At 65.7% G+C, this 15,331-nt stretch carries 12 protein-coding genes; 2 read left to right on the forward strand and 10 right to left on the reverse strand.

The window, feature by feature from the left end; all coding sequences use genetic code 11:
• Window positions 1–5: 5 nt before the first annotated feature.
• Genes FWJ47_RS12320 through FWJ47_RS00430 form a run of 4 tightly spaced genes read right to left on the reverse strand, consistent with a single transcriptional unit; the run spans window position 6 to window position 4,255 of the window.
• Window positions 6–1,118, reverse strand: a complete 1,113-nt coding sequence (locus tag FWJ47_RS12320) for an ABC transporter ATP-binding protein (protein ID WP_147102823.1) — start codon at window positions 1,116–1,118, stop codon at window positions 6–8.
• Window positions 1,119–1,122: 4 nt separating this feature from the next.
• Complete coding sequence (locus FWJ47_RS00420; RefSeq protein WP_147102825.1) at window positions 1,123–1,962, reverse strand: carbohydrate ABC transporter permease; 840 nt, start codon at window positions 1,960–1,962, stop codon at window positions 1,123–1,125.
• On the reverse strand, window positions 1,959–2,897 hold the full coding sequence (locus tag FWJ47_RS00425) for a carbohydrate ABC transporter permease (RefSeq protein WP_170228414.1): 939 nt from the start codon (window positions 2,895–2,897) through the stop codon (window positions 1,959–1,961). The genes FWJ47_RS00420 and FWJ47_RS00425 overlap by 4 nt, the downstream gene beginning before the upstream one ends.
• 2 nt (window positions 2,898–2,899) lie before the next feature.
• The gene (locus FWJ47_RS00430; protein ID WP_147102829.1) at window positions 2,900–4,255 is read right to left on the reverse strand and encodes an ABC transporter substrate-binding protein; all 1,356 of its coding nucleotides are present in this window, start codon (window positions 4,253–4,255) and stop codon (window positions 2,900–2,902) included.
• Between the two features lie 235 nt (window positions 4,256–4,490).
• On the opposite strand from FWJ47_RS00430, the gene FWJ47_RS00435 reads away from it, so the two are divergent.
• Window positions 4,491–5,174, forward strand: a complete 684-nt coding sequence (locus tag FWJ47_RS00435; RefSeq protein ID WP_170228415.1) for a GntR family transcriptional regulator — start codon at window positions 4,491–4,493, stop codon at window positions 5,172–5,174.
• Between the two features lie 70 nt (window positions 5,175–5,244).
• On the opposite strand, the gene FWJ47_RS00440 is transcribed toward FWJ47_RS00435, so the two are convergent.
• The 6 genes from FWJ47_RS00440 to FWJ47_RS00465 all read right to left on the reverse strand — a co-directional run bounded on the left by FWJ47_RS00440 (window position 5,245) and on the right by FWJ47_RS00465 (window position 11,407).
• Window positions 5,245–6,042 carry an ABC transporter permease gene (locus tag FWJ47_RS00440; RefSeq protein ID WP_147102833.1) on the reverse strand — a complete coding sequence of 266 codons (798 nt, stop codon included), beginning with the start codon at window positions 6,040–6,042 and terminating at the stop codon, window positions 5,245–5,247.
• Window positions 6,043–6,046: 4 nt separating this feature from the next.
• Window positions 6,047–6,895: an ABC transporter permease gene (locus FWJ47_RS00445; RefSeq protein ID WP_147102835.1), complete on the reverse strand. Its 849-nt coding sequence runs from the start codon at window positions 6,893–6,895 to the stop codon at window positions 6,047–6,049.
• 9 nt (window positions 6,896–6,904) lie between these two features.
• On the reverse strand, window positions 6,905–7,717 hold the full coding sequence (locus FWJ47_RS00450) for an ABC transporter ATP-binding protein (RefSeq protein WP_147102837.1): 813 nt from the start codon (window positions 7,715–7,717) through the stop codon (window positions 6,905–6,907).
• On the reverse strand, window positions 7,714–8,790 hold the full coding sequence (locus tag FWJ47_RS00455) for an ABC transporter substrate-binding protein (RefSeq protein WP_147102841.1): 1,077 nt from the start codon (window positions 8,788–8,790) through the stop codon (window positions 7,714–7,716). The genes FWJ47_RS00450 and FWJ47_RS00455 overlap by 4 nt, the downstream gene beginning before the upstream one ends.
• Before the next feature lie 75 nt (window positions 8,791–8,865).
• Window positions 8,866–9,933, reverse strand: a complete 1,068-nt coding sequence (locus FWJ47_RS00460; protein WP_170228416.1) for an ABC transporter substrate-binding protein — start codon at window positions 9,931–9,933, stop codon at window positions 8,866–8,868.
• Between the two features lie 43 nt (window positions 9,934–9,976).
• Window positions 9,977–11,407, reverse strand: a complete 1,431-nt coding sequence (locus tag FWJ47_RS00465; RefSeq protein WP_147102846.1) for an amidohydrolase family protein — start codon at window positions 11,405–11,407, stop codon at window positions 9,977–9,979.
• 185 nt (window positions 11,408–11,592) lie between these two features.
• Between FWJ47_RS00465 and FWJ47_RS00470 the strand changes: the two genes are divergently transcribed.
• Window positions 11,593–15,327, forward strand: a complete 3,735-nt coding sequence (locus FWJ47_RS00470; RefSeq protein WP_246126296.1) for a molybdopterin cofactor-binding domain-containing protein — start codon at window positions 11,593–11,595, stop codon at window positions 15,325–15,327.
• The last annotated feature ends 4 nt before the right edge of the window (window positions 15,328–15,331 follow it).

Consider the following 15,331-nt stretch of genomic DNA (forward strand, 5'->3'; position numbering starts at 1 on the left):
GCGGCCTAGGCGTGCAGAGGCGTCGCAGCGCGTTCACCTGTGCTCAGGTCGAAGAAGGAGCAGTCCGCAACGTCGAAGCTCAGCCCGACGGATGAGCCCGGGGCCGGTGTGGCGGAGTTCGATACACGCGCGTACGTACGAGCTTCGGAGTTGCCTTCGATGTTCAGCGCCACGATCGACTCAGGGCCGGTCCTTTCAACAGTCTCGACAGTGGCAGGCACGATCCCGCGGTCCGAAGCTGTGATGTCCAGGTTCTCCGGGCGAATGCCGAGAACCACCTCCCCGGTGTGAGGCGTTCGGACACGCTCCCACCAATGGCCTCCCGCTGCACTGGAGGCAATGAGGTTCATCGGAGGTGAGCCCACGAACTTAGCGACAGTCATATTCGCCGGACGGTCGTAGATCTCATCCGGCGTCCCGATCTGCTGGATGCGGCCGCCATCCAGCACAATGATTCGGGTCGCCATCGTCATGGCTTCGATCTGATCATGCGTGACGTAGATAAACGTTTTGCCGACGCTTCGGTGCAGCGCGGCAATATCTGTTCGCATCTGCGTGCGCAGCTTCGCGTCCAGGTTGGAAAGCGGCTCATCCAAAAGGTAGAGAGAGGGCTGGCGCACCAGTGAACGGGCGAGAGCCACGCGCTGGCGCTGTCCGCCCGAAAGGGCCCCGGGGCGGCGGTCCAAGTAGTCAGTGAGGCCGAGCTGCTCCGCCAACCCCTGAACCTGATCGCGCACTTGAGGCTCTTTCATGAGACGGGAACGGATCAATGTGCTCAGTACCGGAAGATGCTGCCATCCGCTCATACGATCCATCAGCAGAGGGAAAGCAATATTCTGCCGAACCGTCATCTGTGGGTAAAGCGCATAGGACTGAAATACGAAAGCAATGTCACGCTTCCTTACGTCCATTTCATTCACAGGAACATCGTTAAAGAGAAGAGAACCGGAGGTGATGTCTGTCAAACCTGCAACCATGCGCAGCAGGGTTGATTTTCCACACCCGGATGGACCCAGAAGAACAAGGAATTCACCATCACTGATCTCTGCATCGAACGGTTCCAGAACCTGGGTACCACCGAATGATTTGGAGACACCTTCAAAAGTGAGTCGAGACACAGGACTATCCTTTCACCGCTCCGGCTGTGAGGCCGGAAACTATGTGGCGCTGTACAAAGAGGAAGAATGCAACGGCCGGAATCGCGAACATCACGGAGACAGCCATCACCGCCGGCATGGATACACCAGGCTGAGAGACTAGGACGGAAAGCCCAACTGAGGCCGGCCATTCACTTTGGTCGGTGATGAATGTTGTGGCGTACATCAGCTCTCCCCACCCTGCGAAGAAGGCCAGCACAGCAGCGGCTGCGATGCTGGGCAGAATAAGAGGAAGGATGACTACAGTCAGCGTGGACAGCGGCGGGCTGTTGTCCACACGCGCCGACTCCTCCAGCTCGTAGGGAATGCCGTCAATCGCTGCCTTAATGATGAACGTCGAGATGGGCAGGGAGAAGGCTGCATTGACCAGCACCAGACCCCAGAGGTTGTTCACGAGGCCCAGTCCGAGGAACAGCGTATAGATTGGAATCAGGAAGACTCCCTGAGGCACCATCTGCGTGCTGAAGAGGAGAAATGCTGCGGCCCCCCGGCCGTGAAACTTATACCTGCTGAGGGCGTAGGCGCACAGCACACTGAGCAGGATGGTAAGCAGTGTTGTGCCGATAGCGATGAAGGCGGAGTTCGTGAGCATCGATGCCACGGGTACGCCTTCGAGGTCACTGCTCAGTTCTGCCCAATTGGTGAACTGGGGAAGAAGGCTCTGCGGCTCGGTGAAGAGCTGCTGTCGGCTGCTGAGAGCAGTGTTGATCATCCAGTAGATGGGGAACCCGAGAAGCAGAACGAGGAATGCTGCCGCCAGGTGGACGATTCGGGGACGACCCCTTTTCAGTTCAGTGCTGCTCATCGCGTGTTCCTTCTTTCTTCACGACGCTCAAGTAGTAGGTAGACCAGCGTGAACAGAATGGCGATGGTGATCCCGATGATGGCGTACGCGGCACCCATTCCTAGTTGCTGATACTCAAAGGCCTGGCGCTGAATGGCGATGACCAGCGTGCTTGTGGAGTTCACAGGGCCTCCCTCTGTGAGGACCGCGATAATGTCCCATTTCCGGAGCGCCTCGATGATCTGAAGAATGGCCAGCAGGCGCACCGTCGGGAGGATGTGTGGCCAGATCACCCATTGGAACGTTCCAAGGCGCGAAGCACCGTCGATGCGGGAGGCTTCTGCGGTCTCCTGAGGCACGGACTTCAGCGCCGCCAAGGTGACCAGCATGACGAACGGAACTGCCTGCCACGCTGTCACCGCAATAACTGCGACCATGGCCCAAGGTTCAGTGGTCAGCCAAGCAATGCCTTCTTGTCCGAGCGATTCCAACCCTCTGTTGATGATGCCTCGGGATTGGCTGAACATCCAAAGCCAGATCAGGGCGGCTGCCACGCTCGGAATTGCCCACGGCGTAGCAAGAATTCCCTTCACCACTGTGTTTCCTGCAAACTTTTGGTTCACCACCACAGCTGCTAGAACTCCGAGCACCAGAGCAATCAAGGTTGTGCCAAGTGTGTACACGAGGGTGTTCACGAGAACTCGCGGAAGATTGTCACCTGCAAGCGCCGTCGTGTAATTGTCCAGTCCGACAAATTCGCCCGCGGAAGGATTGGTGAGCCGAGCATCAGTCATGCTTATCCAGATCTGCTCAAACAGAGGCCAGATAATCATCACTCCGAGGAAGATGAACGGTCCGGCCAAGAGCAGAGCTGGGGTGACGCTTTTCCTAGCCGATCGCGCCAGTCGGCGTCGGTAGGGCACCCGGGCACCAGCTCGCGCAGGCATCGTTGTCATACTCATGACTCGTCGTCGCCGCTCCCGACCAGAGCTTCAACGTCCTCCTGCGCAGCGGCCATCGCTTCATCCGCGGGAACGTCGTTCACCAGAACTTCCTGAACATGGTCCATCACAATCGTCATGATCTCGCTGGTCTGAAGTTCGTGGCCTGGGATCAGTGTTCCCTGAGTGTGTGATCCGATCTCCAGGAAGTCCTCTGCCCAGGGGTTCTCCGCGGCGAACTCCTCAGTCACCGGAACATCCGTAGCCAGTGGGTCCGCGCCCGACGCTTCGCGCACCCTCTCCTGACCCTCTTCGGACACCAACCAGCTGACGAAGTCTTTTGCCTCTTCGACATTGGGACTATTTGCGTTCACGACGACATAGAGCTGCTGGTGGTAGGCAGGTTCTGGCATCGGATGTTCAGCAACGTAGATGTCCTGCGGGTCCATGCCTCCCTCAAGCGACGCCACCAGGGCCCCGCCGCCAATTTCAGAAGCCATGCCGACTTGCCCCTGAGCAAAAGCAGCCCTGCTGGCGTGGAAGTCGTCATCAGCAAAGATCCCGGCGTCGAACAGTTCCTTGGCGACCTCGACCCCTTCGATGTTCTCCGGAGTATCAACGGTGATCGTCCCGTCCTCTTCAGCCCAAGATCCGCCAGAGCCGAAGGTCCAGATATTGATGTGCTGCAGCCATCGACTGTCATCAACCAAGGGCGACGGGTCCCCGAATCCCTGAATTCCGAGCTCTTCACTCAGAAGGTCGGCGCTCTCGATGAGCTCATCCACATCCGTCGGGACTTCAATCCCTGCCTCTTGGAAATGTGCGTCGTTATAGAGCAGGCCAAAGGGTGCCCGCTGCCAGGCCACTCCGTACTGGGTCCCGTCCCTGATGGCGCCTTCATTGGTCTCGTTCAGCTCGGCGTCCTCCACAGCATCGTCAAGAGGCTCCAGGAAATCTGCGTCCAGGAAGCTCTCAAACACGTTGTCCTGAACAAACATGACGTCCGGGCCTTGGCCGGCGCCAAGCTCGGTGGTCAGGGTGGTTGCGATCTCGCCGCTGGGATACTCAACCCTCTCCACCTGGTTGTCGCTGACGTCCTCATATCCGGCGACTGCTTCCCAGAGCCCCTCACCCCGGTTAGCGTCCAACCATTGCGAGTTGCCGAGGGTGACAGTGGCACCGTCCCCTTCTGCTCCACCGTCATCGCCCCCGCAAGCAGTCAGAAGCGCGAGAGCTCCTGTCGTCAGCAGAGCACTGCCAGCCTGGAGTCGGCTCGGAATCTTCCTTGCCATGGTTTCGCCTTTCGTCGCGAGTGTCGGTATACGAAGTTGCCGTAGGCCCGCCAGCGAGTCCTGAAACAGATCCGAGCTCACCACCGAACGTCCGAACGGTATACAGTTTGACTTCTAAGTGTTTCGTTTATGTTGCACTACGTAAACGTCGCGTAAAAGGTTCTATCCCTTGGAGGCAGGCCAATACTGGCCTCTGCACACTATGCGCCTGATTGCTTCACCGACTTTCCATCGGACGCGCCTCCAAAGTTGAATGTATCTGTATACAGGAGGACTGCGGTTAGAGTGTTGTATACCAAAGAGGAGGAGTTTGCCGGTGACGATCGCATTGACCAAGCCTGCTCAGACGCCGAGTTCCTCGGCGGAGCGCCTTTACCAGCAGATCCGTCATCGAATCCTGCTCGGCGAACTCGCCCAGGGCGCCCGCCTGCCGGAGCAGCGGCTTGCGGACGAGCTCAGCACCTCACGCATCCCGCTCCGAGAGGCGCTGAACCGGCTGGCCGCCGACGGCTTCATCGAGCTTCGCCCCCGCCGCGGTGCGCTCGTCGCGGTTTGGACCGCGGAAGAGGTGCATCACCTGTTCGACTGCCGGCTCGCTCTGGAGCCTCCTGCCGCGGCCCGGGCGGCGGAACGCGCCGCGGCAGGTGCTGAGCTCGCAGGACTCAAGGAGGCGCTCAGCAGCTCCGAGCAGGAGATGCGCGCCGGAGACGATCTGACCTTCGCCGAGGCCAACGTGCGATTCCACCAAGAGCTGCTCAGAGCTGCGGGCAATCCCATGATGGACCGACTGATGGGCAGCATCGCCGGCCGGATGGTTTGGCTCTTCCATCTGACCTCGCAGCGCGATCACCAAGTTGCGTGCAAGGAACACCGTTCCATCGTGGAAGCGGTGCTCAGCGGCAACCCCAGGCTGGCTGAGACGCTCGCCTATTCGCATATCGAGGTTGGGAGGGCGCCGTCCTTCGATGTGCTGAAGAGCCTCATCGACATCGCGGGCTGAGCGGCTCCTTCACCGAGGGGGCGCCCAAGGCCCAGCAAGTCTGAGGCAGCGCCCTTTCAGGCAGCGTGGCTCAGGCGGCGTTGAGGCCGATGCCTGTCTGTCGGGCCACGAGGCGCTCGACGACGCCGACCAGCGAGTAGATCAGCAGACTCGCCAGGGTCACCACCACCACGGAGGCCCAGAGGCGGTCGTAGTTGGTGTTTGCGATCGCCTGGAACACCCCGTATCCGACGCCGTCGCCGGTGGCCAGCCATTCAGCCAGCAGGGCGCCGGTCAGTGCGCCGGGGATGGAGACACGGGTAGCGGTGAAGAAGCTCGGCAGCGAGGCCGGGATAGCGACCTTGCGCAGGACCGTCCCGTTCGAGCCGCCGTAGACCTGCACCACCTCAGTCATCGCTCCGGAGGAGGAGCGCAGGCCCTCCACGATCGTCACCAGGGCCGGGAAGATCACCACAATCGTGCCCATCGCCGCCACCGATACCCAGTCGCGGCCGAAGATCAGCACGATGATCGGAGCCATCGCCACCAGCGGCACCGAGCGGCAGATCATCGCCAGGGGCATCACCGCCGCCTCGAAGCCCTTGAACAGCTGGAACGCCATCGCTGTGGCCGCGGCCACCACCAGCCCGGCGGTGAAGCCGATGAAGGTGTCCGCCATCGTCACCCAGAAGTCCCCGAACACCACATCCCGATGCGCGGCCGCATCCTCATGGGTGAACAGGTACTCGTAGACGTCCAAGGGACCCTTGCCGATGATCCCCGAGACATCAAAGATCTCCAGCAGGGCCACCCACACCACGGTGATCACCGTCAGGGAGAGAACAAGGTTCGCGATCGGGCGCAGCACCGCGCGCAGCACACTGCTCATAGACTCAAGCCTTCCTCGCCCAGGGGGCGGCGAAACGTGAAACAAGCGCAATCACCGCATACGCGGCGCCCGCCACCAGCACACCGACCAGGGCAAGGGCCCACAGCCGCTCCACGTTCAGCGTCTCCTGAGCCGAAACCATCGCAGGACCGAGGCCGGTGGTGACCCCGCCGACATACTCGCCGAGGATAGCGCCCAGAACCGCCGCCGGCGCAGCGATCTTCAGGGCGGTGAAGATGTACGGGATCGCAGTGATCAGCTGCACCTTCAGCAGCTGATGCACCCGGTTGCCGCCCGCCACCCGGATCACGTCCAGGCCCGCCTTGTCCGCGGCCTTCAGTCCCTGGATGGTGGTCACCACCGTCACGAAATAGACCGAAAGGCCGGCCAGCACGTTCGCCGTCATCGACGGATCTCCGGGCGACGGCGGGCCCGCCACCGCAAAGACCACCGGGCCGATCGCCACCAGCGGCAAGCAGTACGTGATCACTGCCAGCTGGGTGGCGATCCGCTCCATCCAGGGGGCGATCAGCACCAGCGCCGCGGTCAGCACGGCCAGCAGGTTCCCGATGCCGAAGCCGATCGCCGCCTCGGTCAGGGTCACAGAGGCGTTCCTCCAGTAGAAGGCGAACCCGTCCTCAACCAGCTGCCCGATCACATCCGGCGGGGTAGGGATCGCTGAGCGGTCCCGGCCGGCGCCGACGAGGCCGCTGGCGCCGAGGATCCACCACACCACCAGGACCACGCCGAGCCCCATCAGACCGGGGGCCCAGCGCGGCAGGGAGAGGGAGCGGCGTCGCACCGGGGCCTCGCCGCCGGGCGTCTTCTCTTCTGCGGAGACCAGAGTGCTCATCGTCTGACCTCAGTGCTCGCTGTCCGCGGAGTCGCCGAAGAGCAGATCCGAGGCATGGTCGACCAGTGCGTGGAATTCCGGGGTGCGCTGCATCTCCGGGGTGCGGGGCCGCGGCAGGTTCACCTCGAAGACCTCCTTGATCTCGCCCGGACGGGCGCTCATGACAGCGACGACGTCCGAGAGGAAGATCGCCTCAGAGATCCCGTGGGTGACCATCAGGGTGGTGGCCGGCTTCTCCGTCCAGATGCGCAGCAGCTCCAGGTTCAGGCGCTGACGCGTCATGTCGTCCAAGGCGCCGAAGGGCTCGTCCAGCAGCAGCACCGAAGGCTTGACCACCAGAGCCCGGGCGATCGAGACGCGCTGGCGCATGCCGCCGGAGAGCTCCGCGGGCCGGGACTTCTCAAACCCTTTGAGCCCCACCAGGTCGATAAGGTCCTCGATCAGCCCCGGCTCCGGCCTGATTCCGGCGACCTCCAGAGGCAGCCGGATGTTGGAGTGCACGGACCGCCAGGGCAGCAGCGCTGAGTCCTGGAAGGCGATCCCCAGGTGGTTGGAGGACCGAAGCTCCTCAGGGGTGTGGCCGTCCACCAGCAGCTCCCCGCTGGTGGGCTCCTCCAGGCCTGCGAGCATCCGCAGGATGGTCGACTTGCCGCAGCCGGAGGGACCCAGCAGGGAGAGGAACGTGCCGCGCCCGGTGGCGAGGTCCACGTCCTTGAGGGCCTGGACCTGCTTCTTTCCGGAGCCGAAGATCTTGTTCAGCCCCTTGAGGCTGACACCGTCCCCGGTCAGGTGCGGGCTGGTCTCAGTGGGTGCTGCGGTCACGGGTGCTCCACCAGGTCGGGGTTCTCCTCATAGATCTCCTCCAGCAGGGAGAGGTCGAAGAGGTCGTCCGGGACCTCGTAGCCCACCGCCTCGATGGCGGTGAGGGTGTCGTCGATCAGCTCGTCAGACATCGTGAACAGGCCGTTCTCGGCCGTCCACTCGTCGTCGATCAGCTCGGCCTGCCGTTCGGAGGTGACCTGCTGGTGCTCGAAGTCCAGGTTCTGATCGGCGGCGTGATTCTCCACCGTGGTCTCGGCGACCGCCTCATGATCGGCCAAGGCGTCATGCCAGCCCCGAATCGATGCCTCCAGGAACGCCTTGAGCTCCTCGCGATCGTTCTCGATGGCGTCCTCGGTGGCGACGATCGAACCGCCCGCGAACGGCAGCCCAGCGTCGACGAACATCATCGAGGCCACGTCCTCTCCGTCGAGCTCCATGCTGATCAGCTCATTGGTCGCGAAGCCGTGGTAGGCGTCGTACTCCCCGGCGAGGAAGTCCTGGGCGTCACCCTGGATGGAGACGACGTCGACATCGTCCTCGTCGATCCCGTTGGCCTCGAGCATCGCGTAGAACACCGGCTCGTTGGCCGGGGCCACGCCCACGCTCTTGCCGACGAGGTCCTCAGGCTCCTCCACCGGGTCATCCCCATGGCTGATGATGGTGTAAGGAACGTCCTGGAAGACGCTGCCGATGATCTTCAGCGGGGCGTCGTCGCCCTCCTCGTCGATGGTGGAGCCCACCACCAGCGGGTTGGACATGCCCACAGTGCCCTGGCCGGTGGCCACCTGCACCGGGGACGGGGTGGCGGTGGGGCCGCCGGGCACCAGGTTGACCGAGTCGAAGCCGGCGTCCTCGTAGTAGCCGTTGTCGCCGGCCATGTAGAGTCCGGCGAACTCGGCGGTGTGCAGCCAGGACAGCGGGATGGTCAGCTCGCCGAAGTCGCCGGACTGGGTGACCTCCTCGTCCTCGGACGCGGCGGCCTCGTCGTCACCGTTGCCGCAGGCGGACAGGGCCAGCAGGCTGATGGCAGCCAGGGCGGTGACCGGCTGGGTCTTGCGGGTGATGAAGCTCATGGGATTCTCCTCCAAGGGGGTGCGGGTGACTTAGAATCTCGCACAGGACGCGTTACGCGGATGCTACGACGACGATCACTCCCCCAGGTCGGGGTTCTCCTCGTAGACCTCCTCCAGCAGGGAGAGGTCGAAGAGATCGTCCGGAACCTCATAGCCCACCATCTCGATAGCGGTGTGGGTGTCCTCGATCAGCTCGTCGCTCATGGTGAGAAGGCCGTTCTCCTCGGTCCACTCGTCAGCGATCAGCGGAGCCTGCCGCTCCGCGGTGAGCAGCTGGTGCTCGTGGTCGAGGCCCTGATCTGCGCCCCACTCATCCACGGTGGTATCGGCGGCAGCCTCATCATCGTCGAGCGCATCCTGCCAGCCGCGGATGGTGCCGGCCAGCAGGGCCTTGAGCGCCTCGGGCTCCTCCTCGATCATCTCCTCGGTGGCGATGATCGAGCCGGCGGCGAAGGGCAGGTTGTTCTCGTGGAACCAGAGGTAGTCCACCTCATAGTCCTCCAGCTCCACCGACAGGGCCTGGTTGGTGGCGTAGCCGATGTAGGCGTCCACCTCGCCGTTGATGAGCGGCTGGGCGTCGCCGCCGGTGGAGACGACGTCGACGTCGTCGTGATCGATGTCGTTGGCGTCGAGGAACGCGTAGAAGACGCCCTCATTGTTGGGGGCGACGCCGACGCTCATCTCAGTGAGGTCCTCAGGGTCCTCCAGAGGGTTCTCATCGGCGAGGCTGAAGATCGCGAAGGCGTTCTGCTGGAAGACGCTGCCGATGATCTTCAGGGGCGCGTCCTCGCCCTCCTGGTCGATGAAGCTGCCGGTGTCGATCGGGTTGGACAGCCCGGCCAGGCCGGTCCCGGTGGCGATCTGGGTGGCCGAGGGGGTGGCGGAGGGGCCGCCTGTGACGAGGGTGACCTCGTCGAAGCCCTCCTCCTCGTAGTACCCCTCGTCCACGGCGAAGTACATGCCGGCGAACTCAGCAGTCATGATCCAGGACAGCGGCACGTCCGCCGAGCCGAAGTCCTGGTCCGCGGCGTCGCCGTTCTCACCGCCGTCGCCTTCGCCGTCGCCGCAGGCGGAGAGGGCCAGCATGCCGACGAGCGCGGCCGCGCTCAGCTTTGCCTTCAGAGGAAATTCAATGGTGCTCATCATGTGCTCCTTGGGTGCGGGTAAGGGAGTGGGGGAAGTCTTCTCAGGCGAGGCCCTGCATGGCCCGGGCCGCCTTGGTGTGGCCGCTGATGGTGTCCTCCAGGGCGGGCAGCTGCAGCTGTCCGGACTCGAGGACCTGCTGGCCGTTGATGAAGGTGTGCCAAGCCTTGGCGGGACCGGAGCGCAGCCACCCCTCCACCGGGTCGGTGAAGGATCCGAGCTGGGTCAGCGGAGCGGACTGCCAGACGACGAGGTCGGCGCAGTCGCCCGGGCGGATCCGGCCGAGCTCGTCATCCCATCCGAGGTTCGCGGCGCTGCCGCGGGTGGCCATGTTCAGCGCATCGCGGGCGGAGAATTCTGCGGGGCCGTGCTTGAGCCTGCCGAGCAGCATGGCGCCGCGGGTCTCCTGCCACAGGTCGGCTGAGTCGGCGGAGGCGGAGCCGTCGCAGCCGACGCCGATGCTCATCCCCATGCCGCGCAGGGTCTTGGCGTCGGCCGCGTCGCCGCAGAGGATCATGTTCGAGCTCGGGCACTGGGTCGCGCTCACGCCCGCGGCGGCCAGACGGCGGGACTCATCATCGGAGCCGTAGACGTAGTGGGCCACCCAGGTCCGGTCAGTGGCCCATCCGACATCCTCCAGGTACTCGACCGGGCGGCGGCCGTAGACCTCCAGGGCGTAGGTGTCCTCATCCTTGTCCTCCGCCAGGTGGGTGTGCAGGCGGACACTGTGCTTCTCCGCCAGCTGCGCTGTTGCTCGCATGATCTCCTCGGTCACCGAGAACATCGAGCAGGGAGCCAGGGCAACCCGCGTCATCGCCCCGGGGCCGGCATCGTGATAGCTGCCGATGAGGCGCTCGGAGTCCTCCAGGATGGCCTGCTCATCCTGGACCACCGACTTCGGCGGCAGCCCGCCGTCCTCCACCGAGCGGGTCATCGAGCCGCGGTTGGCCATGAACCGGAAGCCGACCTCCCGCACCGCGCGGATCTGGGCGTCGATGAGGCGGGGCTTCGGGTGGACGTACATGTGGTCGGAGCTGGTGGTGCAGCCCCCCTGGATCAGCTCGGCGGCCGCGATATAGGTGGAGAGGTATACGGACTCCTCATCCAGGGCCGCCCACTTGGGGTACAGGGTGGTCAGCCATTGGAACAGGCTGCCGTTGACCGCGGGCGCGTAGGCTCGGGTGAGATTCTGGTACATGTGGTGGTGGCTGTTGACCAGGCCCGGGGTGACCAGCCGACCTCCGGCGTCGAGAGTGCGCTGCGCCTGCGGCTGCGGGTCCGCGGCGGTGCCCGCGCTGTGCACCCGGCCCCCGGCCAGCGCGATCCAGCCGCCGTCGATCTCTCGGCCGGCTGCCTGAGCCGCCTCCACCTGGGTGGGGCCGCCGGCCTGAGGCTCAGCCGCATCGGCGGGGAGTTCGCTGGAAGCTTCCAGCACCAGGTAGGCGTTTGTGATCAGCGTCTCAACGGCGGACATGCGACTCAGTCTATGAAACGCTTGTTTCGTCCCACTCACCTCCCTGTTACATCCGCGTTAACCCTTGTGGATGTCGGATCGAGCATCGGAGCGCGTAACCGAACCGTAACGGCGGCCTCGTATTCTGAACCCTCACCGATACGAACGTTTCACCATGTGGGCTTCAGGAGGGCGTCGCTGTGGACATGACCAGCGTGGAGGAGATCCTCCGCACCGCGGACCCGGACGATTTCATTCCCGGGGACGCCTGGCTCGCCGGCGGCACCGTCCTCTACTCCTACGGGCACGACTTCCGCACCGGCCCCCAATACGTCCACGGGCCCCGGCGGCTGCTGGACCTCGACGGCGCCGGATGGACCGCCCTGCGATGGCATGACGGCGATGAGAGCGCCGACGGGGGGTTCCGAGGGCTGGAGATCGGGGCGACCTGCACCGTCGCCGAGTTCTTCGCCGGCCGGCAGGCCCTCGCCGACCAGGGGGCCGACGTCGCCTCACTCCCCGGCCTGGACCTGATGCGCCCAGCCGCGGAGGCCTTTGTGGCCTCCTGGAAGGTGTGGAGCCTCTCCACAGTGGGCGGCAATGTGGCGACCGCTCTGCCGGCCGGTCCGATGACCTCCTGGCTGGTGGGCATGGACGCCGACGCGCTGATCCTCTCCCCCGGCGGCGAGCAGCGGAGCCTGCCGGTGTCGGATCTGGTGACCGGCGTCGGGCAGACCGCCCTGGCCAACGGTGAGCTGATCCGGGCGTTCTTCATCCACGAGCCCGCCCTGTCCCGGCCCAGCACGATGGCACGGGAGTCGCTGACCCGGTACGGCCGCTCAGCGGCCCTGCTGGTCGCCTCCCGCACGGCGCAGGGCGTCCGCCTGGCGGTGACCGCCTCCACGATCCGCCCGGCCGTCCTGGACCTCAAGGAGCACGACGATGTCGGCGAGCTCCTCCAGTCCGCCGTCGCCGAGGAGATGTGGCTCGACGACGTGCACGGCGACCCCCGGTGGCGACGACGGACCACCCGCCGCCTGGCCGCGGAGCTGGTCTCGGAGATGCGTGGCCGGCCCGCACCCGAGAGCCCGCCGGATGGCCGGCACCTGCCGGCGCCCTCGGCCGGCGAGCCCGCGGCAGACGCCGGCGCGGCGAGTGTGACGGTGGACGGCGCCTCGCTGCCCCTCGATGCTGCTCCGGGCCAGTGCCTGCGCACCTGGCTGCGGGACACCGGAGCGCATGCGGTCAAGCGCGGCTGCGACGCCGGGGACTGCGGGGCCTGCACCGTCCACCTGGGCGGCAAAGCCGTGCACTCCTGCATCACCCCCGCCCAGCGCGCCGCTGACCAGGAGGTCACCACCTTGCGGGGGCTCTCCCCCGAGGCCGCCCAGCACGCCGGTGAGCACCCCGGCACAGCTGAGTACCCGGCGCTGCAGGAGAAGCTGCACCCCACCCAGCGGAGCTTCCTCGAATCGCACGGGTTCCAATGCGGGTACTGCACCGCAGGGTTCGTCATGACCGCCGCGGCCGGGGACGGGCCGTACAGCTCCGAGGACAAGGAGGAGCAGGGCCGCCGGTTCAAGGGAAACCTCTGCCGATGCACCGGCTACTGCTCCATCAGGGATGCGCTCCGGGGAGCCCCCCGGGTCACTTCCGAGCAGGGCCCCGGCAAGAGCCCCATGCCCCCGGCAGGGCCCCAGGTGGTCACGGGCACCCAAGACTATGCGTTCGACCGTCCCACCGGTGGGAGCGAGAGCTTCCCCGGGGAGGCGCCGCTGCACGCAGTGCTGGTCCGGTCCCCGCACGCCCATGCCCGGATCTGCGGGATCGACGCCGAGGAGGCGATGGCCCAGCCAGGCGTCGTCGCCGTCCTCACCCATGAGGACGCCCCCGCCTCCCTCTACTCCTCCGCCCAGCACGAGCTCGTCTCCGACGACCCGGCGGACACCCGGCTGCTGGACAGCACGGTGCGGCATGTCGGGCAGCGTGTCGCCGTGGTCGTCGCCGAATCCCGCCGTCAGGCCGAACGTGCCGCGCGCCTGGTCGAGGTGGAGTACGAGCTGCTGCCCGCGGTCTTCGACCCGGCCGAGGCGCTCACCCAAGAGGCCCCCGCGCTCCACGCGGACCCGGGCACCGAGCGAACCGACGCCGTCGGCAGCCGCTACTTCCCCATCACCGATCCGGAGCGGAACCTCGTCGCCGAGGTGATGGCCGCTGAGGGCAACGCGGAGGGGGCGTTCGCCTCATCCGCCCACACGGTGAGCCTGGAGTTCCAGACCCACCGGACCAGCCACGTCGCCCTGGAGACTCACGGCACGCTCGGATGGGTCGACAAGGAGGGCCGGTTCGCCCTCCGCTCCTCCACCCAGGTGCCGTTCCTGGCCAAACGCACCCTCTGCCGGGTCTTCGGCCTTCAGCCCGAGCAGCTGCGGGTGCTCGCGCCCCGGGTGGGCGGCGGCTTCGGCTCCAAGCAGGAGGTCCTCACTGAGGACATCGTGCTGCTGGCGCTGCAGAAGCTCGCCGAACGAGGCATTCGCCGGCCCGTCTCCCTGGAGCTGACCCGCAGCGAGGCGCTGAGCGCGACCACCACCCGCCACCCCTACCGGATGACCTCTGCGGCGGCGGCCGACGGCGAAGGCCGGCTGACCGCCCAAACCCTCAGCGTGCTCTCCGACACCGGCGCGTACGGCAACCACGGCCCCGGGGTCATGTTCCATTCGGTGCATGAGTCGATGCAGATCTATTCGGCACCGCATAAGCAGGTCAGCGCCCAGGTCGTCTACACGAACAACCCTCCCTCGGGGGCGTTCCGCGGGTACGGGCTGAGCCAGACCCTCTTCGCGGTGGACTGCACCATGGACGAGCTGGCCCGCCGGGCCGGCCTCGACCCCCTGGAGTTCAAGGCGAAGAACATCATCCGCCACGGCGAGCAGCTCTTCGGCTCCGGCGGGGGCGAGCTGGAGGAGGACGTGGAGGTGGACGCCCGGGGGCTTCACCAGTGCCTGGAGATCATGTCCGCCGAGCTGCGCACCGGGCAGCTGACGCCTGAGGAGCTCGCCCAGTGCGAGCGGCGGCTGGCTGAGGAGCGGCACGGCCTTCCCGCGGAGACTGCCCTGGGCGACTGGGCTCTGGGGACCGGCGCCGCCGTCTCCATGATCGACACGGCCCCTCCCAACGGCCACCACTCCCACGCCCAGGTCCGCGCGCTGGACGACGGCGGCTACGAGCTGCTGGTGGGGACCGCCGAGTTCGGCAACGGCACCTCCACAGTGCACCGCCAGGTGGTGGCCGAAGCGCTGGGCACCACCGCGGACCGGGTGCGGCTGCGGCAGTCGGACACGGACCTGGTCAGCCATGACACCGGGGCGTTCGCCTCGACCGGGATCACCGTAGGGGTCAAGGCCGCCTATGCCGCCGCCCAGGACCTCAGGACGAAGCTCGCCGCCGGGGAGGACAGGACCGCCGCTGCGGGAACCGGCTCGTGGGGCGGAACTCCGCGGACCGCGGCGTTCAACGTGCATGGGTTCCGGATCGCCGTGGACCGGCGCACCGGCACTCTGGTGATCCTGCAGTCGGTGCAGGCCGCCGACGCCGGGGTGGTGCTCAACGAGGCGCAGGCCCGGGGCCAGGTGGAGGGCGGTGCGGCCCAGGCGATCGGTGCCGCCCTGTTCGAGGAGACCCGCGTGGACGACGCCGGACGAGTGCGCACCGATATTCTGCGGAATTACCACATCCCTCAGATGGCGGACCTGCCCGCCACAGAGGTTCACTTCGCGAGAACGGAGGACACTGTCGGGCCCATGGGAGCGAAATCAATGTCGGAGTCCCCGTTCAACCCGGTGGCACCGGCACTGTGCAACGCGATTCGCGACGCCGTCGGCATTCGGCTGACCCATACCCCGTTCTCCAAGGACCGGATCGCGGAGGCCCTGGCAGGCTGAAGCC

The organism is Nesterenkonia populi (genome assembly GCF_007994735.1).
Lineage (GTDB): Bacteria > Actinomycetota > Actinomycetes > Actinomycetales > Micrococcaceae > Nesterenkonia > Nesterenkonia populi.